Origin of the sequence: Ilumatobacter sp. (assembly GCF_046290335.1) — a bacterium.
Classification (GTDB): domain Bacteria; phylum Actinomycetota; class Acidimicrobiia; order Acidimicrobiales; family Ilumatobacteraceae; genus Ilumatobacter_A.
The window spans coordinates 372,996-392,301 of record NZ_JBKAGH010000001.1 but is presented as its reverse complement, the minus strand read 5'-3'; the positions used below and the strand labels follow the sequence as shown (position 1 = coordinate 392,301).

The 19,306-nt window shown below is 63.3% G+C and carries 19 protein-coding genes and 4 pseudogenes; 13 read left to right on the top strand and 10 right to left on the bottom strand.

The annotated features are described in order from the left end of the window. The first annotated feature begins 314 nt into the window (after nt 1-314). Nucleotides 315-1,085 carry a tyrosine-protein phosphatase gene (locus ACE37B_RS01740; protein ID WP_409921556.1) on the top strand — a complete coding sequence of 257 codons (771 nt, stop codon included), beginning with the start codon at nt 315-317 and terminating at the stop codon, nt 1,083-1,085. Nucleotides 1,086-1,588: 503 nt separating this feature from the next. Here ACE37B_RS01740 and ACE37B_RS01735 read toward each other — a convergent pair. The 5 genes and pseudogenes from ACE37B_RS01735 to ACE37B_RS01715 form a co-directional block, all read right to left on the bottom strand. Continuing rightward, entirely contained in the window at nt 1,589-2,347 is a 759-nt protein-coding gene (locus ACE37B_RS01735; protein WP_409922874.1) for an SDR family NAD(P)-dependent oxidoreductase, read from the bottom strand. Between the two features lie 5 nt (nt 2,348-2,352). Continuing rightward, the gene (locus tag ACE37B_RS01730) at nt 2,353-2,826 is read right to left on the bottom strand and encodes an SDR family NAD(P)-dependent oxidoreductase (protein ID WP_409922873.1); all 474 of its coding nucleotides are present in this window, start codon (nt 2,824-2,826) and stop codon (nt 2,353-2,355) included. After that, nucleotides 2,777-4,161 (bottom strand): annotated as a pseudogene (locus ACE37B_RS01725) (transposase); the annotation flags it as partial. The gene ACE37B_RS01730 and the pseudogene ACE37B_RS01725, both read right to left, overlap by 50 nt. Before the next feature lie 11 nt (nt 4,162-4,172). Further along, complete coding sequence (gene bioB / locus ACE37B_RS01720) at nt 4,173-5,171, bottom strand: biotin synthase BioB (protein WP_409921555.1); 999 nt, start codon at nt 5,169-5,171, stop codon at nt 4,173-4,175. A gap of 341 nt (nt 5,172-5,512) precedes the next feature. Further along, a complete protein-coding gene (locus ACE37B_RS01715) occupies nt 5,513-6,178 on the bottom strand; it encodes a UPF0158 family protein (RefSeq protein ID WP_409921554.1) in 666 nt (221 codons plus the stop codon). A 225-nt stretch (nt 6,179-6,403) separates the two neighbouring features. Here ACE37B_RS01715 and ACE37B_RS01710 point away from each other — a divergent pair, with 225 nt between their 5' ends. After that, nucleotides 6,404-7,495 carry a hypothetical protein gene (locus tag ACE37B_RS01710; protein WP_409921553.1) on the top strand — a complete coding sequence of 364 codons (1,092 nt, stop codon included), beginning with the start codon at nt 6,404-6,406 and terminating at the stop codon, nt 7,493-7,495. A 2-nt stretch (nt 7,496-7,497) separates the two neighbouring features. After that, complete coding sequence (locus ACE37B_RS01705; RefSeq protein ID WP_409921552.1) at nt 7,498-8,118, top strand: TetR/AcrR family transcriptional regulator; 621 nt, start codon at nt 7,498-7,500, stop codon at nt 8,116-8,118. Nucleotides 8,119-8,236: 118 nt separating this feature from the next. Here the strand turns inward: ACE37B_RS01705 and ACE37B_RS01700 are convergent, their stop codons facing one another. Next, nucleotides 8,237-9,370 carry an IS630 family transposase gene (locus tag ACE37B_RS01700; RefSeq protein ID WP_409921551.1) on the bottom strand — a complete coding sequence of 378 codons (1,134 nt, stop codon included), beginning with the start codon at nt 9,368-9,370 and terminating at the stop codon, nt 8,237-8,239. 136 nt (nt 9,371-9,506) lie between these two features. On the opposite strand from ACE37B_RS01700, the gene ACE37B_RS01695 reads away from it, so the two are divergent. Then, nucleotides 9,507-10,601: an IS5 family transposase gene (locus tag ACE37B_RS01695; protein ID WP_409922866.1), complete on the top strand. Its 1,095-nt coding sequence runs from the start codon at nt 9,507-9,509 to the stop codon at nt 10,599-10,601. 200 nt (nt 10,602-10,801) lie between these two features. On the opposite strand, the pseudogene ACE37B_RS01690 reads toward ACE37B_RS01695, so the two are convergent. Beyond that, a pseudogene (locus ACE37B_RS01690) lies at nt 10,802-11,032 on the bottom strand (integrase core domain-containing protein); the annotation flags it as partial. Nucleotides 11,033-11,105: 73 nt separating this feature from the next. On the opposite strand from ACE37B_RS01690, the pseudogene ACE37B_RS01685 reads away from it, so the two are divergent. The 5 genes and pseudogenes from ACE37B_RS01685 to ACE37B_RS01665 form a co-directional block, all read left to right on the top strand. Then, a pseudogene (locus ACE37B_RS01685) lies at nt 11,106-11,393 on the top strand (MFS transporter); the annotation flags it as partial. Between the two features lie 261 nt (nt 11,394-11,654). Beyond that, a complete protein-coding gene (locus tag ACE37B_RS01680) occupies nt 11,655-11,804 on the top strand; it encodes a hypothetical protein (protein ID WP_409921550.1) in 150 nt (49 codons plus the stop codon). Nucleotides 11,805-11,926: 122 nt separating this feature from the next. Next, entirely contained in the window at nt 11,927-12,421 is a 495-nt protein-coding gene (locus ACE37B_RS01675; protein WP_409921549.1) for a hypothetical protein, read from the top strand. A 167-nt stretch (nt 12,422-12,588) separates the two neighbouring features. Then, nucleotides 12,589-12,786, top strand: a pseudogene (locus ACE37B_RS01670) (MarR family transcriptional regulator); the annotation flags it as partial. Nucleotides 12,787-12,846: 60 nt separating this feature from the next. Continuing rightward, the gene (locus tag ACE37B_RS01665; RefSeq protein WP_409921548.1) at nt 12,847-13,002 is read left to right on the top strand and encodes a hypothetical protein; all 156 of its coding nucleotides are present in this window, start codon (nt 12,847-12,849) and stop codon (nt 13,000-13,002) included. Between the two features lie 41 nt (nt 13,003-13,043). Here the strand turns inward: ACE37B_RS01665 and ACE37B_RS01660 are convergent, their stop codons facing one another. Both ACE37B_RS01660 and ACE37B_RS01655 read right to left on the bottom strand, forming a co-directional pair. Beyond that, nucleotides 13,044-14,168, bottom strand: a complete 1,125-nt coding sequence (locus ACE37B_RS01660) for an NAD(P)H-dependent flavin oxidoreductase (RefSeq protein WP_409921547.1) — start codon at nt 14,166-14,168, stop codon at nt 13,044-13,046. Nucleotides 14,169-14,172: 4 nt separating this feature from the next. After that, complete coding sequence (locus tag ACE37B_RS01655) at nt 14,173-14,601, bottom strand: PaaI family thioesterase (RefSeq protein WP_409921546.1); 429 nt, start codon at nt 14,599-14,601, stop codon at nt 14,173-14,175. 106 nt (nt 14,602-14,707) lie between these two features. Here ACE37B_RS01655 and ACE37B_RS01650 point away from each other — a divergent pair, with 106 nt between their 5' ends. Further along, a complete protein-coding gene (locus ACE37B_RS01650) occupies nt 14,708-15,946 on the top strand; it encodes a cytochrome P450 (RefSeq protein WP_409921545.1) in 1,239 nt (412 codons plus the stop codon). Nucleotides 15,947-15,966: 20 nt separating this feature from the next. Here the strand turns inward: ACE37B_RS01650 and ACE37B_RS01645 are convergent, their stop codons facing one another. Beyond that, the gene (locus ACE37B_RS01645; protein ID WP_409921544.1) at nt 15,967-16,584 is read right to left on the bottom strand and encodes a TetR/AcrR family transcriptional regulator; all 618 of its coding nucleotides are present in this window, start codon (nt 16,582-16,584) and stop codon (nt 15,967-15,969) included. Between the two features lie 136 nt (nt 16,585-16,720). On the opposite strand from ACE37B_RS01645, the gene ACE37B_RS01640 reads away from it, so the two are divergent. The 3 genes from ACE37B_RS01640 to ACE37B_RS01630 all read left to right on the top strand — a co-directional run bounded on the left by ACE37B_RS01640 (nt 16,721) and on the right by ACE37B_RS01630 (nt 19,254). After that, a complete protein-coding gene (locus ACE37B_RS01640) occupies nt 16,721-17,674 on the top strand; it encodes an SDR family oxidoreductase (RefSeq protein WP_409921543.1) in 954 nt (317 codons plus the stop codon). A 168-nt stretch (nt 17,675-17,842) separates the two neighbouring features. Continuing rightward, complete coding sequence (locus tag ACE37B_RS01635) at nt 17,843-18,097, top strand: OB-fold domain-containing protein (protein WP_409921542.1); 255 nt, start codon at nt 17,843-17,845, stop codon at nt 18,095-18,097. After that, nucleotides 18,097-19,254 carry a thiolase family protein gene (locus tag ACE37B_RS01630; protein WP_409921541.1) on the top strand — a complete coding sequence of 386 codons (1,158 nt, stop codon included), beginning with the start codon at nt 18,097-18,099 and terminating at the stop codon, nt 19,252-19,254. The genes ACE37B_RS01635 and ACE37B_RS01630 overlap by 1 nt, the downstream gene beginning before the upstream one ends. The last annotated feature ends 52 nt before the right edge of the window (nt 19,255-19,306 follow it).

Below are 19,306 nucleotides of genomic sequence, written 5' to 3'. Positions count from 1 at the left end.
CGGATCTCCTGTTTGCCGTCGAAGTTGTAGTCGAGCGTCGATGCCGGACGCCGGTTGCATCGCTGAGCAACTCGATGCTGCCTCGAAGCCGCGTTCGGCGAACACCGAGGCCACTCGTAGCGTTGCTGCCAGGTCGTCCGAGATCGACCGCAAGACTTCGTTGTTCCACGACGAGTGGCAGGAACCTCGACTCCATCCTCGACATCGTCGCCGACGCCGTCACCAAGTGATATGCGATCGCGGCAGAAGCCACGTCGAGCGCGCTGCGCGATGTTCACCCCACGTTCACCGCGGTCACTCGTTACCCGTACCTGATGAGTGGCACACTTAACTGGGTGTTCGAGGAACTGAGTAACTTTCGTGGTCTCGGCGGTCACGTCACCTCCGACGGACGCACGCTGAAGTCCGGGCTGGTATACCGCAGCGACGCGCTGTGCTTCGTCACCGAGAACGACCGCGCGGTCCTGCGTGACATACTCCAGATCCAAACGATCGTCGACCTGCGGACGTCCATGGAGCATGAGCGGATGGGGCGCTACGACCTCGCTGACGTGGGCGAGGTCGTACACCTCCCCGTGCTCGACGGGGCGCTGATCCGCGAGAACGCGCACAACGGGTCTCTCGACCTGCCCTCGATGTACCAGGCCATCGTCTTCGACCACGCCGACGAGATCGCCGCCGTCCTGACGTTGCTCTCCGACCCCGATCGATTGCCAGCGGTCATCTCGTGCACCGCTGGCAAGGACCGCACCGGCATCATTGTTGCGACGCTGCTCGCCGTCCTCGACGTTCCCGACGAAGCCATTCTTGCCGACTACGAACAGTCGACAGCAGGTCTTGCCATGCTGCGCGATCGCATCATCACCCGCCTCGTCGGCGACGACCTCGCGCGTATCCCACCGGCCGCGTTCGCGGTTGAACCAGCGGCGTTGGCCGAGGTGCTTCAAGACATCAGAACGCGCCACGGCACGATCACCAACTACCTGATCGCCGCTGGGGCGCCAGCCGACATTCGGCAACGGTTGAGCGCACTCCTCGACAACGGCGATGCGGTCACCGCTCCCGCTTGCCTCGCAGCGCCGTAGCTCCCATCACCGGCCGGCACCCCGCAGTCGCAGGGTTACTCCCCACGACCCGACCGGTCGGTATGGGAACCGAACAAGCCTGGTCGGTGGCCGCGAGGAGTTGCGGTCGGCCGGCTGCCGGGGCCAGATGCGGATCCACGCCTCCGGCGTCGGTCCCCAGTCGCGCATCGATCCCGGCCGAACCCTCGGCTGTGGCAGCCGCCCCGTGCGCCGCTGTCCGCTTTCGTGCCCGGCACGGGCTCGGAAGCCCGACAACAAAGATGCGTCGGGTCTGGTCCGTGATCACGTCCGAGGTCCCGTTGCCTGAGCAGTGCCCCACGAATAGAGCCCGCCCGGGTTCGGTTGACCAGACAGGCGGTCGACGACCGTCCGGAGTGCGGCCAATAGGCAGGATGTCGCGGGTGTCGGCGTCAGGCACCGGGTAGTGCCCGGGCACTACCCGGTTGCACCTTTTGCACCCTCACGGCTCCTACGCATGTCCCTACCACACGGATCGTGCCGGTTCATCCTCCCGATCTGACCAGGCCGCCGTCGACCGCCAGAGCCTGCCCCGTGATCCAGCGCGACTCCTCGGAGGACAGAAAGACGATGGCCGGGGAAAGGTCCTCGGGCCCACCGACACGCTTGACCGCCTGCATGCCCAGGACTGCCTGAGTGAGTTCCTCCACCCCTTCGATACCTCCGCCGAAGTCGTGCGGGAAGAACCCGACGAGCACCGCGTTGACCGTGATCCCGTCGGCTGCGACCTCCGTGGCCAGCGAACGTGTGAACCCAATCACCCCGGCCTTCGCGCTCACGTAGTGCAAGAAGTGAGGCATCCCCATGACCATCGTGCCCGATGAGATGTTCACGATCCGCCCATACCCCCGGCTCGCCATCGCGGGGTGGACCGCACGGGCAGCCAGGAACATCCCCGTCAGGTCGACGTCGATGTTGCGGCGCCACTCCTCGGGAGTGATGTCGGTCCAGGGCTTCTGAATGCCGGCCACGATGGCGGCGTTGTTGATGAGCACATCGATACGTCCGTACTCTGCGACCACCCTTGAGGTCATCTTCTCGAGGGAGGCCATGTCGGATACGTCGGTCTCGATCCAACTGGCCGTCGAGCCAGCCTCCTCCACGGCGGCCACAGTCTCCGAGCCGTCGGCGATGTCGGCGACGACGATCCTGGCACCTGCCCGCGCGAGATGGACTGCGTGGCTCCGGCCGAGGAAGCCCGACGCTCCGGTCACGATCGCGACCTGATCGGTGAGTTTAAACATGGCGTTCACTCCTGTGCCGTCGAGATGTTGGTCAAGTTGGCCATGGCGTCGCCCAGGCTCGCGGCGATCTCGGGGTCCGGCCGCCCCGCGCCGCCCGATGCGACCCAGCCACCATCGACCACGAGGTTGGCACCGTTGACGTACTCCGACTCGTCCGAGCACAAGAACAGCGCCGCCCGGGCGATGTCCTCGGGCTGGCCGAGCCGCTGAGTGAGCAGGCTCGAAAGGAACATCTCGTCGGCACCAACTTGGAGCAGCGGCCGCGTCGCCGGCGTGTCGATGATCCCGGGCGACACCGCGTTCACCCGGACGTTCCAGGGGGACAGCTCCACCGCCAGGTTCTCCGTCAGACGCAGGACTGCAGCCTTGGCGACGTTGTGTACGAGATTGCCGGGAGCGTTGCCGGGCATCGCCGCCCCGATCATGCCCGCCACCGACGCCGTATTGAGGATCGTGCCGCCACCCTTGCGGATGAACACCGGCAACGCCTTCTGGATCGCAAGGTCCCGTGCGCCACTTGACCAGCTCGAGGAACTCGTTGCCGGTCTCGATGTCGTGACGAGTGACGCTGACCTTGCCCTTGCGTAGGACAGCGATCATGGCGATATCGAGTTCGTCGAGCGCTGCGTCGACAGCGGCTTCGCCGTAGCCGCGATCGGCGGTGACTGAGTCGGGAACGGTGCCCGTCACCTTGATGGCGCGTGCGACGGCGGGCGCGAGTCGTGGCGCGTCTGCGGGGATCCCGGCTTCGAGTTCGTAGTCGACGACGATGCCGTCGCGGGTGTCGGTGACTTGGCCGGTGTAGCCGAACTGGGTCGAGTTCGCGAGGCTGCCTTTGCGGATCGGGCGCGCATCGGCATCGTGGAGCGACACCCGGCGGGTCTTTCCGGGCGGCATGTCACCGGCGAGCCGCTGACGTGTTTGCGCGACGATCTGTGAGAGTGCGTCGAGGAGGTTGGCGAGATCGGCGAGCATCCGACGAAGTCGTTTGATCGGCCGGTCGCTGACCCGTCGAGCGTTCAGCAACACGCGTCTCGCCTGGCAGATGCACGTGTCCGCGAGGTCGGCGAGTTCGCCGTGATCGCCAACACCTCGTCTTTGGCTTCGTTCGTGCGCCGGCGCAGCTTGGAGCCGATCCGGTGCGCGCTCTGGCGGGCAGTCGCGATTGGGTCGTCGAAGGAGGTTCGCGGCGCGATCCCCGCTGCTTGCAACCGGGCGACGAGGCCGGCGATGCGAGTGACGCCTTTGGTGAGTAGCCCCGAATCGGTCGGATACTTGATGTCGGCCGGGACCACCGTCGTGTCGGCGCGCAGCCAGCCCATGTCGACCTTGCCGGCTTCGACGCCGACGGTGATCATCACATCGTTCAACTCGCGGATCGTGTCGGCCCCGATCCGCGTCGTCAACTTCATCAACGTCGACGGGTGAGGTGCGCGTTCACCGAGCGGGATCCGACAGAACCGCAGCCATGACAACGAGTCCGACACCTCCGCGCACAACGTCTCGTAGCCGAGCCGGTAGCGGTACTTGAGGAACATCAACCGGAGATACGTCTCCATCGGAATCGACGGCCGACCATGGAACGGGTCGAACCAGCGACGCAGCGGTTGGAAGAACCGGGCGTCGTCCAACAAGCAGTCGACGGCGACCAACTCGGGCGACATGATCAACGCCTCCCGAGGCAGCATCGCCTCCCACAACGTCGCTCGATGCTCTACGGTACGAAACACGATGATGGCTCCAATCTTCAGCGGGAAACTGTGATTGGAGCCATCATCCTCCTTCCTTCCGAAAATCGCGAGCACCCAGCTCAGCCCCCCCTTTTTCAGGGGCAAGTAGCTAGTGGCATCGGTCGCATGCCGAGCCGCTGGATCAGTTTGTCGTCGTGCGCGCGGGTGGGGTTGTCGCGGGTGAGCAGCTTGGTGCCGACGAAGATCGAATTGGCACCGGCCGCGAGGCAGAGAGCCTGCAGCTCGTCGCTCATTTCCTCTCGGCCTGCGGACAGTCGGATTGACGATGCGGGCATCATCACCTTGGCTACGGCGATGGTGCGGACGAACTCGATCGGGTCGACCTCATCGACACCGTCGAGCGGGGTGCCGGGAACTCGGATCAGTTGGTTGATCGGGACGCTCTCGGGGTGTTCAGGCAGGGTTGCCAGCGTGGTCAACATTGCGGCCCGGTCGCTCCGGGTTTCGCCCATCCCGATGATGCCGCCGCAGCACACGTTCATGCCGGCGTCGCGGACGTTGGAGATGGTGTCGAGGCGGTCATCGAACGTGCGGGTGGTGGTGATCTCCTTGTAGTACTCCTCGGACGTGTCGATGTTGTGGTTGTAATAATCGAGCCCGGCATCGGCGAGTTTGCTGGCTTGGGTCGGCGTGAGCATGCCGAGCGTCATGCAGGTCTCCATACCGAGCTTGGCGACCTCGGTCACCATCTCGCACACCGCATCGATCTGGCGATCGTTGGGGGCGCGCCAGGCAGCGCCCATGCAATAGCGGGTTGCGCCGGACGCCTTCGCGGCTCGGGCTTCGAACACGACGGAAGCGACGTCCATCAACGGCTCAGGCTTGAGCTCGATGTTGTGGTGGCTGCTCTGCGGACAGTAAGCGCAGTCTTCGGGGCAGGCCCCGGTCTTGATGCTGAGCAGGGTCGAGAGCTGAACCTCAGCGGCGTCGAAGTTCGCTCGATGTGCCTGCTGGGCAAGGAACAACAGCTCCGGGAACGGCAACTCGAACAATGCTTCGGCCTCGTGCAGCGTCCAGTCATAGCGCACCTTCTGGGAAGCGTTCGCTGATACGTCAGTGGCGGTGAGGGACATCCGTTGGACCATAGGCGGCGAGGAAGTGTTTCGAGAAGCGTCCAGCGATGACTTCTCTGGTGTGGGTCCCCACCCGCCAGCGGTTGCAGTCGTGTAGCGCACGCGAACCGAGTTGGGTAGATAGGGAGTGGCTGGATTGCCTCATCGAATTCCGGGGCGCCTTCGCCATTCATCACGATCGCCAAGCCGGATGGAAAACTGCGAGCGCGATTCACCCCTCGCACCCCGGCGCTCGGCGCCAAGCCACGCCGCCAACCGCCCGCCAAGGCGATTAGAATGTTCACGACGCTGCCTGCTGGTGCCGCTCAGAACCGGCAGGGAGGACGAGTGCTCGACATCGCTCAGCGATCTGGCCCGCTGAAGGGGGTGATCGACGCCCAGGCTTGACCGTCGCGCGTGACGGTGACGGCGTGGCCGGCGTCGATCAGGTAGCTGACCTCGTCCCATCGACCGGGCAGGTCGGCTTCGGCGACGACTTGACCGCGGCGGGCTGCAACATCGGCGAGCCCGGCGCTCATGTTCGCTGATCGTGCGTTTCGTTCTGTGTCGGTGTCGTCGCCGGTGACGAGGTTCTCGTCGACGAGCCAGTCGATCGCTCGCTGTTCGCTGGCCGCTCTTGTGTAGCCGAGCCAGCAGTGACGCATGTCGTCGAACTGCTCAAGCGTGTCGCGAAAGCGGCGGAACGCACCGCGTCCTTCGAGTGCTCGCGTCAGTATCTCCGACGCTCGTGGGTCGCCAACTGCGTTCGCGAAGTCGACCATGTCCTGATACGCGGCGCGTGAGCCGGGCGAGTCGACGAGCACCCAGCTGAGTTCACGTTGATCTTCGTCGTCATCGAGGCCGAGCATGAGGTCGTCCGCGAGGGTCGGCTCGACCCGGCCGGTCGCTGGGTCGTACCACCATTGGGTTTCCGGGCTGGCGTCGTCGAGGGCGTCGGCGACGCCTCGCACGTCGATGTCGGCGAGACGCCGCTGTGCATGCGGGTGAGGTCCACCGGTTGGTGTCATGTCCCCATGATGGACGAGACGCGTTGTCCCGATCTGGAACCGGCGCGAATTGTCCGGCTGCTCGCTGGCGCCCCATTTCGGTGCTGACGAACCTGCCATGGCCATCTCCAGATATAGGTCTTGGACACCGAAGCTGTAACGTCGTTCCAAACACAGAGATTGTATCGTTCGTTGCAGTGCAACTGCAGCCCATCGCTACAAGAAATGGACAAAGGAACGACACTGATGCAGACCACCTACACCCACGAAGAACTCATGGCCGATCGCGACTTCGCAGCACGCGTGCATCACAACGGCCGCCTGCTTCACGGCGGCCTCGACCCTGACGGCAACTATCTACCGCCACGCTCACTACACCGTCTCGACGCCATCGAAGCCTGGCGCGAGCAACTCCGCGCAGCCGGACACTCGACCGACGTGCTCGGACCCGAAGCCATTCCCGACACGTACTTCCCCAATGAGGATCAAGCCCGCCTACTACTTCGAAAGGGCGCTCGAGGCGCAATGGCCCGGATCCTCACCTTGATCGGCGTGGTCGAAGGTTTCGGCAACGACGGCATCAAGCTCATGCCGCTCCTCGACTTCAGCGACTTTATTGTCGAACCGATTGCGGGCACCTGCCTGGCGCATCTCCATGTTGGCCTGTTTGAGGCGCACGGCAACGACGAGGCCGGACGAGGCGAAGAATCCGGGCATGATCAGATGTGGTACGCGGTACGTGACGCAGCCCTTGATCGCCCCGAGATCTTGCCTGACTATTTCACCAACCTTCCGATTGCTCCACCACCCGGATATACGGGACCAGCGCAACCATCGCCCGAAGCAATGAGTGTCAGCGGCAACACGACACCGTTGGTCGACAACGTCGACCCGATGTTCCAGTTGACGATCCGCGGCATGGCGATGATCTTGCAGATCGAGTTGATGGCCTTCCGTACGTTCTCGTGGGCAGCCTCTGTGCTCGGTGATTCGGCGTGTTCTGTCGATCCACATTTCGCTGCCGAAACGATCGGTCACATCCGCCGCGACGAGGAGATCCACGTCGCCTATCTCCAGACGGCGCTGGCCGAGTTGGCCGTCCGTACCGTCCGCACGTCCGACGGATCAACGATGCCTGGCGCCCAGCTCGTCGAGGCAGCAGTTGCGGAGGCGAAGTCGAGTCAAACAGGTGATCGTCTTGCGCGCACGTTTGCATTTCGTTACTCGCAGATCCGCGACGAGTTGGCTCGCTTCGACGACGGCGATGAGATGCTCGCCGACTTCGACGCGCTCGGTCCCACACCGAACATCGAGCCGCCGACACCAGCGAGGCTGTGACGATGACCCCAGCAACGACGCTCCCGTTCCGAGCGATCCCCGAAGACTTGGCCGAACGCATCGACCGGGCAGCTCCGCTGTTTGCGGACAACGGCCTCGAAGCAACGCGAATCGGAGAGTTGTCCAAGATCACGGGAGTGCCGCGGGCAACGCTGTACTACTACTTTCCGGGCAAAGAGCACATTCTGGCCCATCTCCTGTCGCGCACGTTGGGCCGAATCTCGTCGTGCTTGTTGTCGGCTGCCGAGCAGCCCGGCACAGGCCGTGAACGGCTTGAGCGGCTGGTCATCGCGCACCTCAACTTCATCACCGGTCACGGACCCACGTACCGTCTGCTGTTCGGTGAACTCGGGCGAGCTGCGTCGCTCGTCGACATCGCTGCCGGCGTCGACAACGCAATCTTGTCGCCAATCCGCGAGGCCTTGCGCGACGGTGCCAAGGACGGCTCGCTGGCCGTCAATGACCTTGCGGCCGCCACATCGATTGTGTACGGCGCGGTGCTTGTCACTGGCATGCAACTGCTGCTCGGCGACGGCGCCGACAGCGACGGACGTTCTCGAACTCTCTTCAACGCCATGCTGGCCGGTCTCGGCGCGGCACCAGCCCAAGGAGACAACCAATGACCGACCTGTCCGAACGCACTGCTGGGGCCGATCACGAGTTGGCCGCATTGTTCAGCGATGTCGAGACGCGTGCGAACCCGTACCCGTCCTATCGGCGGATCCGCGAGCTAGTGCCGTGTCAGGCAACGTTTGCGCGTTTGACGAGGGCTCGGAGTTGTTCGTCTCGGGCGTGGCGATTGCGCCAGCGGATGTAGCGGCGGATCATCGAGGCTTGCTCGGCGTGGGTGCCGTGATCGGTGCCATCGAGAGAGAAATATCTCAGCGCTTGGAACTGGGCCTCGATCCGGTTCAACCACGATGAGTAGGTCGGGGTGTAGGCGAGTTCGACGTTGTTCGCCGCCGCCCACTCGCCGACGCGTTGGTCCTTCTTCGTCGAGAGGTGCGGTGAGAAGTTGTCGAGCACGATCGCGATCCGGACTTCGGGCGGGTGCAGCTTTCGGACGTAGCGCAAGAACCGGATGAACGCCGTCCGATCCTTGGTGGTGACGACGTGGCCGTAAAGCCGATCAGTGGCCAGGTCATACGCGCCCATCATGTGGCGGACTCCGTGGGGCCGGTTGTAGGTGGCGCGCATCCGGCGCCGGCGGGGAGCTTCGACATCGCCTTTGCCTGCTGCTTTCGTGGCCCATTGCTTGCCAGGATGCGGCTGCAGATTCAGTGGCCCGAACTCATCGACACAGATCACCACAGTCGGATCGTCAGGCCCAGCTTCGGTAGTGCCGTCAGCAATCGCGTAGAGCTCGAGGATCCGGTTCTTCTTGGTTTCGAAGTCCGGGTCGTTGGATTGCTTCCAGGTCTTGATCACTTGAAACGACACGCCCTCCTCACGGAGCAGAACCCGGAGGCCCTCATGGCTGATGTCGTCGACCACCCCCTCAGCGACCAGGAACTCTGCCAGCTTCGACAGGCTCCAGGTCGAGAACGGCAGGTCGTGATCGGTCGGGCGGGCGAGCGCGATCTTCTTGATCTGCTGGCGTTGCGGCAGCGTGAACGTCGGCGGGCGGCCACCGGAATACTTTGGGGCGAGCGAGTCGAAGCCGTCGGCATTGAAGTTGTGGATCACCTCGCGCACCCGATCCGGCGACGTGAACGCGATCTCCGCGATCGCAGCGACCGACATTCGCTGCGCGGACCACAACACGATCTGCGCTCTTCGCCAACGGACCACCGACCCAGAACCCCGCCGGATGATCGACAACAACTTGTTGCCCTCCGCCGGTTCCAGGTCTCGCACGAACACACGCTCAGCCATCCACCAAGTCTGCGCGACCCAGCCGATCAAGTGGTGGACGCGCCACCCCCAACATTGCCGGTCACGGCACTAGCAGGGTGCTGAAAAACCCGGATTGGTGCTCGCGTTCTGTGTCTGGATGGAAAAGAATGGGGTCATGCGTGGAACGCCTGATCGTCAGCTTGCTCTGTTGTCGTCGTTGAGCACCGAGGACCTGATCCCGGCCGAGCACCCGATCCGGAGGATCCGTGTGGTGGTCGACACCGTGCTTGCCTCGATGGACACTTCGTTCGAGGCGATGTATGCGACGTCGGGACGTCCGTCGGTGCCGCCGGAGCAGTTGTTGAAGGCGTCGGTGTTGATGGCGATGTACTCGATGCGTTCCGAGCGGGCGTTCTGCGAACGCCTCAACTACGACATGTTGTTCAAGTGGTTCCTCGACCTCCCGATCGATGCAGCTTCGTTCGACGCTTCGACGTTCTCCAAGAACCGCCAACGCCTCCTCGACGCTGACATCGCCGACGAGTTCTTCGCCGCCGTGGTCCGCCAGGCGAAGCTGCGCCGGTACATGTCGTCGGATCATTTCTCCGTCGACGGCACCTTGTTGCAGGCGTGGGCGTCGCACAAGTCGTTCAAGCCCAAAGACGACTCGGGCAGCGACAACAACGAGGGCCCAAAGGGCCGCAACTCCGAGGTGCAGTGGCACGGCCAGAAACGCTCGAACGACACGCACGCGTCGACGACCGATCCGGACGCACGCTTGTATCGCAAGTCGAACAACACCGCCGCCCAGCTCTGCTACGCCGGTCACCTCTTGATCGAGCACCGCTCGGCGTTGATCGCCGATGCCGAGGTGACAGCGGCGACCGGGTTCGCAGAACGTGACTGCGCGATCGACATGTTGAAACGACTGCCGAAGAGTGGTCGGCGAAGAACGGTGGCGGGCGACAAGAACTACGACACGAAGAACTTCGTGAAAGACGTTCGCGCCGCCGGGTTCACGCCGCACGTCGCGCAGAACAACACCAACCGAAGATCGGCGATCGACGCCAGAACGACCCGCCACGCCGGCTACACCGTGTCGCAGCGGATCCGAAAGCGGGTGGAGGAACCGTTCGGCTGGATCAAGACAGTCGGCCAGGGCCGCAAGGTCCGCTACATCGGCAACGACCGGAACCGGGCCTGGTTCAAGATGGAAGCCGCCGTCTACAACCTGATCCGGATCACGGCCCTCGACGCCGCAACCGGATGAAGATCACCTCGGCAAGGTCGCCACCGGCCGCCTCCGGAGTCGGGGATCAGTGAGCGATCACCCGAAACCGACAACGGAGATCCCCGAAAACTGACATCGAAGACCAAGCCAGCGCAATGACAACGAGGCGGGCCGCCCTCGATCCGGGCGTCCCGCCCTCAGACCCCGAATTTCAGCACCCTGCTAGCTGTACTCGGCCGTCAGGTTGGTGACAGCCGGCTGATCGGTGGGTGGCCTCCGAGGGCGTGGTGTCGCCGTCGATGGTTGTAGCGGTGAAGGAAGTCTGGCAGAGCTGCTGATCGCGCGTCGTTGGACTCGAAGAGTTGGCGGTAGGCCCACTCGGTTTGCAGTGTCCGGTTGAAGCGCTCGACCTTGCCGTTCTGCCACGGGCAATGCGGCCTGATGAACTTGTGTGTTGCTCCGTGGTGTGTTCAGCGCCTACCTCGTTGCGTCTGCAATGAGTATGCCATTGTTCGGCAAGCTCTCTGATCTTACGGTCGCAAGAAGGTGTACCAGGCATCAATCATCATCTTCCTGATCGCTTCGGCGTTGTGCGGCCTCGCCCAGGAATTGGGTCAATTGATCGCGTTCCGCGGCCTCCAAGGAATCGGCGGCGACGGTCTCTTTGCGCTGACGTTCACGATCGTCGGCGACATTGTGCCACCGCGCGAACGAGGCCGGTACACCGGCTACCTCAGCGGAACGTTTGCGCTCGCCAGCGTGCTTGGTCCACTCGTCGGCGGTTTCCTCACCGACGAACTGTCATGGCGGTGGGTGTTCTACGTCAACTAGCCCATCGGCGCTGCAGCGTTCGTCGTCACCGGCATCGTCCTCAGACTCGAACCAAAGAAGACCGAGCACCGTCTCGACCTCACCGGTTCAGCCTTACTCGTCACGGCCATCGTCAGTTCGCTGCTCGCCACCGTATGGGCGACCGAGGAATACGGATGGAGTGCACCACACACAGTCGGCCTCTACCTACTCGCCGCTTGTGCGCTCGCTGCATTTGTCATTCAGGAACGACGCGCCGACGAACCGGTACTTCCGCTGCGAATGTTCTCCCGAACCGGATACCCAGCGGCGAGCGTCGTCTCGCTGCTCTCCGGCGCAGCCATGTACGGCGCGATCGTCTACCTGCCGTTCTTCTTCCAAGGTGTGCAAGGCAAGCTGCCGCGAACGCCGGCCTCCTGCTTCTGCCACTGATGATGTCGATGATGATCGCTTCACTGATCACCGGCCGACTCACCACACGAACTGGCCACTACCGGATGTACCCAATCATTGGCACGGCGGTGGGGGCAGCGGGGCTTTACTTGCTTTCCACGATGGGCCCTGACACCGGACGAGCAGTGTCGTCGATGTGGATGATCGTGCTCGGTGCCGGCATCGGGATCGCTCTCCCACTACTCACCCTCGCCGTTCAGAACACTGTCGAAAGCAGAGACCTCGGCGCTGGAACAGCCTCGGTCAATTTCTTCCGCACGATCGGAGGCACGTTCGGCGTCGCCGTGTTCGGCACCCTGCTCAATCACAAACTCGATCAGAACATGGACAATCAGCTCACGGGTGTCGAGATCCCAGCCGGGATCGAATCAGCCGAGCTCGCGCAGAGCCCCACCGCTATCTCACAACTGGCCGACCCACTCAGACGTGCGGTCACCTCTGCGCTGGCGGACTCAATCACCACCGTGTTCTTCTTTGCCACCTTCGTGATGCTCGCCGCGTTCATCGCGTCGGTGTTCATGCGCGAAGTCCGACTCCGTTCCGGTGTGCCGTCCGCACCCTATGACGCACCCACACCGGCATCGGTGCAAGCGTGAGCGACCAACGCAGACAGCATCGGTGACAGTGCGGTCAACCGCTGTGGGATCAGCGGAGTTCACCAACACCATGTCGGGACCTGACACCAACTCGTCGGATGTCGAGCACCTGATCAGGATGGCGGCGGCCTTGCGAACCTGCAGACAGCTGGGCCGTCGGGCGTCGTATACGCCCTCTCCTCTGGACCCGGACAGAACCGCTCCTCACGACCGGACAGAGCGACGGCCTCGACCTCATCATCAGCAGAAATTGGTGGCGCATGACCGAGGTCGCTGACGCGCTCGACGTTTCGCCGTCAGGCGCGACACGAGCAGTCGATCGCCTCGTCGCAGAAGGTCTCGTAGCTCGCCGTCGCTGCGAAGGAGACAAGCGTTCGACGCTCGTCGGCGCCACCCGTCGCGGACGGGCACTCCAGCATCGTCTCATGAAGAATAGACTGCGCATCCTGAATGATGCACTGAGCGATTTCACCACGGACGAAGTGACGGCGCTCGTTGAGTTGTCTGAGCGGTTCATCATCAACCTCGACGGCATCGTCCGGCGGTGTTCGGATGCGGGGTCGCACAAAGAGCCCCGGTAGCGCCGGCGAGCGGGCACTGTCGTGATGACAGGGGTCGCGGGTTATACGTCGAGATGACTTGAGAGCGCCGTGATCGAGTCGATGAATCCTTCGACCATTTCGAGCACGACGCGATTTGCCGGCCGAACCGTGTCGATCGATCCGACAACCTGGCCCACGAAATAGGTCGCGAGTTGTTCGGCACCGGACCCGGCCGTGTTTGCCGAGCGGTTGATGCGCTGCAACGCGGGTCCGACCAACAGCGGTTGGAGCGGCATCGGTAGCGTGCCCGGCCCATCGGGCCTTTCCCATTCGTCGGTCCACGGCGTGCGGAGCATGCGGGCGGGCTTGCCGGTGATCGATCGAGATCGGATGGTGTCGCTCGACGATGCGGCGAGGAACTTCTCCTTGACTGTGGGTTCGGTCTCGGCTTCGGCGGTGGTGAGCCAGACCGAACCTGTCCATACGCCGGCGGCGCCGAGCGCCATTGCCGCGGCCATGTGTCGCCCGTGAGCGATGCCGCCGGCGGCGAGCACCGGGATCGGCGCCACGGCGTCGACTACCTCGGGGACGAGGACCATCGTGCCCACCTCGCCGGTGTGGCCACCGGCTTCGGAGCCCTGCGCGATGATGATGTCTGCGCCGGCTTCGGCATGTTTGACGGCGTGCGCGGTCGTCCCGGCGAGCGCTGCCACCTTCACTCCGATCGAGCCGGCGCGCTCGACCACGTCAGCAGGGGGCGGGCCGAGCGCCGAAGCGATGAGTCCGATCGGGTGGGCGAACGCAACGTCGAGCAACGGCTCGTACCCGTCCGGTGACACGCTGAGATTCATACCCTTCGGTCGTTCATCATCAGGGAGCGCCGGCACGCCATACCGGGCCAAGATGTCATCGACGAAGTCTCGATGTTCCGGAGGAAGCAGTTGACGAAGGCCGTCGCGATCCAAACCGCCCTGATCGGCACCGACGTACTTCTGTGGGAGAAGGAGGTCGACGCCGTACGGCCTGCCACCCACCTCGGCATCGATCCAAGCAAGGTCGACCTCGAGTTGGTCCGGGGTGTGAGCGACGGCGCCGAGCACGCCGAATCCGCCGGCCTTGGACACTGCCGCGACGACGTCGCGGCAGTGGCTGAACGCGAGGACGGGAAACTCGCATCCCAACATTGCTGTAATCGGGGTGTACATGGGGTCAGCCTTTCGGAGCGACGATGGTGACGGTGCCTTGAGCAGCGCAGACGATCTGCCCATCGTTGGTGATGTCGATCCGGGCGACGCCGCTGCGCTTGGACAGTGACACGATGTCAGCGACGGCGACGCAGACGCCCGACGAGACGGGTCGTAGCAGGTTGAGTTTGAACTCAGTGGTGGCGACCCACGCCTTGTGAGGGATGACGGGGTAGAACACGACGCCGAGACAATGATCGACGAATGCCGAGAGGCAGCCGCCGTGCAGATTCCCGAATGGTGTGAGGAGGTCATCGCGTGCGTCCATTTCGGCGACGAGACGGCCGGCTGTCAAGCCGGTGTGTCGGAATTCGAGATACGCCGAGATGCCTCCTGCCGCCGTTGCTGCGCCGAGCATCGCTTCAGCTGTGCGCTCGTTGAACTCGAATTCCATGGACAACCTCCGTGGCCGACTTGAATGGACTTGATGAATAAGACACTACTAGTCTTGTGTATCATCAGCGCAATAGAACGCCGAACCCGATTGCCCTGGAGGGCCCATGACCGATCAAATCAACCTGTCGAACGCCGCTGACGCCGTCGTCGCCGCGACCAACGACTGGGCGCGGGACCTCGACATCCTCGACCAGCGCTACATCGACGATCCGTTCTCTGTCTGGAACGAATTGCGTGGCGAATGTCCAGTCGCGTTCAGCGAGCGACGCGGCCGCTCGTGGATGCCGATCGGTTACGACGACATCGCTGCGGTCGCGCACGACACCGAGCACTTCTCCTCGCGTCGTATCGGGGTCATCGACCTGCCAGAACGAGGTGATCGGCCACTGCTGCAGGCGCCTCCCATCACATCTGACCCGCCCGTCCACACATGGGCGCGCCGACTCCTCTTGCCCGCATTCTCACCAGGTCGGATCGAGGAGATGACACCGATCACGCGGGGGTTCGCCAACGAACTACTCGACCAGATCGCCGATCGAGGCCACGCTGACGCAGCGAAGGACTACGCGCAACACATCCCAGTCCGTGTCATTGCCCACATGCTCGGCGTCCCAGGCTCAGATGAGTCGATGTTCACCGACTGGGCGGTTCGCATCCTTCAGGAAGGGTTCCAGGATCTTCAGAACAGCCTGGACGCAATCATGGAGGTGCTCGGATACTTCGGCGAACGAGTCGAGGAACGACGCCAGATTCCTGCCGGCGAGCGGCCCAACGATCTCATCACCATGCTTATCGAGACCGATCACGACGGCGAGCCACTCGACGAACGACACCTCCTCGGGACCTGCTTCTTGCTGTTGATTGCAGGAATCGACACCACGTGGAGCGGAATTGGCTCCTCGCTCTGGCACCTCGCCACAAATCCGCACGACCAGGCCCGTCTCCGCGCTGATCCAAGTCTCATCGACACCGCTGTCGAAGAAATGCTCAGGATGTACAGCCCGGTCAACATGGGACGCGAAGTCGTTGCCGACATCGAGGTCGCCGGGTGTCCGATGAAAGCCGGCGACAAAGTGATCATGGCTTTCCCGGCCGGCAATCGCGACCCAGCACACTTCGACAACCCCGACGACTTCGTCATCGACCGCGAACACAATCGTCACTTTGCCTTCGGTTCGGGCATTCACCGCTGCCTCGGGTCGAACCTGGCCCGCATGGAACTCAAAGTTGCGATCGAAGAATGGCTGAGGAGGATCCCAGTGTATGAACTGGTCGACCCCGATCTCGTCACCTGGACCGGCGGACAAGTGCGTGGCCCGCGTACCGTGCCGGTTCGCTGGTAACCGTCGCGGGCCTTACCCGGTCAGGAGGTCGGGCGCAGGATTGCGGGCAGTAGGAATCGGCGCAGATAGGTGTCGAGCCCGTCGCCGCTCCGCCGTTTAGGACCCTTCACGGTGAGCAGACTCAATATGGCACGAAGGATCCACTCTGACGCGTCTTCGACAGGGAGCCCGGGATGATGTTCGTCAGATCGGCTGTCGAACATCGGCCGAAGAAACTCGCTGACCAACTCGAACAGCGCTACCGATGTGCCTTCGATGATGCCGACACTGTCGAGGCCGTGATCGCTGGTGAACAGCAGGCCGACCGTCTCGTCGCGCACAGCTGCTCGCAAGGTGACCTCGACAAACTCGAGGATCACTCCCCCAAGGTCGCTCTGGGACTCAACACGCGGACGGACACGCTCGAGATACCGCTCGGTCTCACGCAGGATGACACCTGAGACCACGGCGTCGCGTCCAGCGAAGTATCGGTAGACCGTGGCTCGCGAGACACTTGCTTGCTTGGCGATGTCCTCAACGGTGGTCTTCGCTATCCCGAACTGGCCGAAGCATGCCTCGGCGGCGTCGAGGAGCCGGTCGCGGGCACCGTGCACGTTGTGCGGTGCTTGGTCGCCCCATCGAAGAGATGCGTTTGTCACTCGCCCAAGTATGGCGGATGGATTCTTCGATTGCATGAAACTTCATGACATGTGACATCATGCGCTATGTGTCTTATCCGAAGCGACGTCGGAGGGACAGGATCCAGACGGTCGCGACAAGAGAGGAAATTTGCTGATGAGTTCACTCGACGGGCGAGTCTGTGTGATCACCGGAGCAGGGCGGGGTCTCGGGCGCGAACACTCGCTGCTCCTCGCTGCTGAGGGTGCGCGTGTTGTCGTTAACGATCTTGGCGGGGCGATCGACGGGTCCGGTTCAGACGCCGGGCCAGCTCAACAGGTTGTCGACGAGATCAGATCAGCGGGCGGTGAGGCCATAGCGAATACCGACTCGGTGACAAGTTGGGACGGTGCCAAACGAATCGTTCAGGACGCGATTGATGCGTATGGCCGGCTCGATGTGCTCGTGAACAACGCCGGCATCTTGCGCGATCGCTCACTGGTCAACCTTGAAGAGGCCGAATGGGACGCTGTGATCGACGTGCACATGAAGGGTCATGCCGCACCGACACACTGGGCCGCTGCACAGTGGCGCGAGCGGTCCAAGGCCGGTGAGGAGGTGAACGCGTGTGTGGTGAACACAGCTTCGAGCGCGATGCTCGGCAACGCCGGGCAAACGAACTACAGCGCGGCGAAAGCCGGAATCGCCGCCATGACGTTGGTCCAGGCGTTGGAGTTGAAACGGTATGGCGTGCGTGCGAACTGCATCGCACCGCTTGCCCGTACCCGCTTGACATTGCAGACCCCCGGCGTCGGCGACGCAGTCGCAGCACCCGCCGATGGTTCCTTCGATCTGTTCGACCCCGGCAACGTTTCTCCGCTGGTCGCCTACCTGGCCACGACGGAGTGCCCGTTCACGGGAGGTGTGTTCCACGTCGGTGGCAACGAAGTCGGCCTCTACGCGGGCTGGAGCCTCGACGACGATCAGATACTTGCAACCGACGGAAGATTTTCGGTGGCCGAGTTGGCAGAACGTGCCCCGGCACTGCTCGCGGACGAATCGCGGGCCGCATCGATGGTCACCTCGGTTGGCGACACGATGGCGCACTTCGGGCGCCGGAGCAAGGGCTGAGCGATGACGTCAGCAATGGTTCCGACCGATCCCCGATTGTTTCGTCTGCCTGAAGGCGACGAGACACGACCGCATCTGTTGGGGTCCTACGCCCCCGAATCAGAATTGTATTTTTGGCCTCGGCGCCTGAGATGCCCCGTCACCCGCACTGCCGTGCACGATGTCGTGTTGAGTGCGCAAGGCGTGCTCTTTGCTTGGACGTTCCTGCACGTTCCGAGAATGGGGAACATTTCATTCGGCGACACGGGCGGGTACGGCGTCGGGCAGATCGATCTGCCAGAAGGGGTCCGCGTTCAGACACCGTTGTTGGGTACGACCGACGATTGGCAGATTGGGACCGCAGTGGGTCTGACAACATTCCCGGTGGGTCAAGACGATGATGGCAACGAACTCGTCACCTTTCGGTTCGAGGCGGTGCGCTGATGCCGTCAAAACTTGCTCGTGACGTCTATGTGATCGGCGTCGGCATGCACGCGTTCAACAACAACGGGGTCGCAGCAGCGCTCATGGCCGACGTCGCCGGAGTGAACGCCCTCGACGACGCCGGCATCGAGTTTCCTGAGGTCGGAGCGCTCTTCAACGGCCATCTCGGCGGCAGCATGGGAGCTGGGGTGCACATTGCAAAAGAGTTCGGGCTGACCGGCATCCCGGTCACCCACGTCGAGAACGCGTCAGCCACGGGTTCGTGTGCATTCGGCGAGGCGGTCCACGCAGTCGGTGGCGGTCGGGTCGAGGTGGCCATGGCGCTCGGCTTCGACGACATGAACAAATTGGGCGGGATTGGGCGGAGCCGTGGCAAGCGGGTCGGGGCCGAAGACGTCATGTTGCCGGCGGCCTTCTTTGCGATGTGGGCCACTCGCCGCATGCATGAGGTCGGTACGACTGCTGAAACGTTTGCCGCGATCGCAGCGAAGAACTGGAACCATGCTCGGGAGAACCCGTATGCCCAACGGCGCGCCGACCATGACGTCACCATCGACGAGGTGCTCGCGTCGACGATGATCTCGTACCCGCACACGTCGATGATGGCGTGTGCGTCAGGCGGAGGCGCAGCCGCAGCGATCGTCGCCTCCAAGGAGGTTGCAGAACGGGTGTGCAACGGCCGACCAATGATCCGCGTGACGGCGTCACAACAACGCTCGGAGACCTACACCGAGGGACACGTGTTCCTTGGTGCGGTGATTGGGCCTGCGCAGATGACCCGCGACACGGCCTCCGATGCATACGAACAGGCGGGCCTCGGTCCTGACGACCTCGACCTGGTGCAGATCCATGACGCGTTTCCCGTCGAAGAACTGGTCTATTACGAACTGTTGGGCATCTGTGGTGATGGCGACGGGGACCGCCTCGTGGCCGAAGGAGCAACCTCGCTCGGCGGGCGGATTCCGTTCTCGACCGATGGTGGCCTTACCGCCCGCGGCCACCCCGGCGGTCCAACCGGCCTCGCCCAGATACATGAGACCACACTGCAACTACGCCACGAAGCGGGTGTACGTCAGGTCGAGGACGCGAGCACTGGTCTGTGCCACATGGCCGGCGCTGGCTCGGTGTGCGTTGTCCACGTATTGCAAAGAACGTAAGCCGCAACCAGCGCGGCAAGAAAATGACCAACCACTACACCTCAAGGATGTG

What these genes read in the sequence shown, in the direction of transcription:
- ACE37B_RS01740 (WP_409921556.1), top strand. Translation starts at nt 315, where the DNA reads ATGAGTGGCACACTTAACTGGGTGTTCGAGGAACTGAGTAACTTTCGT.
- ACE37B_RS01735 (WP_409922874.1), bottom strand. Translation starts at nt 2,347, where the DNA reads ATGTTTAAACTCACCGATCAGGTCGCGATCGTGACCGGAGCGTCGGGC.
- bioB (WP_409921555.1), bottom strand. Translation starts at nt 5,171, where the DNA reads ATGTCCCTCACCGCCACTGACGTATCAGCGAACGCTTCCCAGAAGGTG.
- ACE37B_RS01715 (WP_409921554.1), bottom strand. Translation starts at nt 6,178, where the DNA reads ATGACACCAACCGGTGGACCTCACCCGCATGCACAGCGGCGTCTCGCC.
- ACE37B_RS01710 (WP_409921553.1), top strand. Translation starts at nt 6,404, where the DNA reads ATGCAGACCACCTACACCCACGAAGAACTCATGGCCGATCGCGACTTC.
- ACE37B_RS01705 (WP_409921552.1), top strand. Translation starts at nt 7,498, where the DNA reads ATGACCCCAGCAACGACGCTCCCGTTCCGAGCGATCCCCGAAGACTTG.
- ACE37B_RS01700 (WP_409921551.1), bottom strand. Translation starts at nt 9,370, where the DNA reads ATGGCTGAGCGTGTGTTCGTGCGAGACCTGGAACCGGCGGAGGGCAAC.
- ACE37B_RS01695 (WP_409922866.1), top strand. Translation starts at nt 9,507, where the DNA reads ATGCGTGGAACGCCTGATCGTCAGCTTGCTCTGTTGTCGTCGTTGAGC.
- ACE37B_RS01680 (WP_409921550.1), top strand. Translation starts at nt 11,655, where the DNA reads ATGTTCTCCCGAACCGGATACCCAGCGGCGAGCGTCGTCTCGCTGCTC.
- ACE37B_RS01675 (WP_409921549.1), top strand. Translation starts at nt 11,927, where the DNA reads ATGGGCCCTGACACCGGACGAGCAGTGTCGTCGATGTGGATGATCGTG.
- ACE37B_RS01665 (WP_409921548.1), top strand. Translation starts at nt 12,847, where the DNA reads ATGAAGAATAGACTGCGCATCCTGAATGATGCACTGAGCGATTTCACC.
- ACE37B_RS01660 (WP_409921547.1), bottom strand. Translation starts at nt 14,168, where the DNA reads ATGTACACCCCGATTACAGCAATGTTGGGATGCGAGTTTCCCGTCCTC.
- ACE37B_RS01655 (WP_409921546.1), bottom strand. Translation starts at nt 14,601, where the DNA reads ATGGAATTCGAGTTCAACGAGCGCACAGCTGAAGCGATGCTCGGCGCA.
- ACE37B_RS01650 (WP_409921545.1), top strand. Translation starts at nt 14,708, where the DNA reads ATGACCGATCAAATCAACCTGTCGAACGCCGCTGACGCCGTCGTCGCC.
- ACE37B_RS01640 (WP_409921543.1), top strand. Translation starts at nt 16,721, where the DNA reads ATGAGTTCACTCGACGGGCGAGTCTGTGTGATCACCGGAGCAGGGCGG.
- ACE37B_RS01630 (WP_409921541.1), top strand. Translation starts at nt 18,097, where the DNA reads ATGCCGTCAAAACTTGCTCGTGACGTCTATGTGATCGGCGTCGGCATG.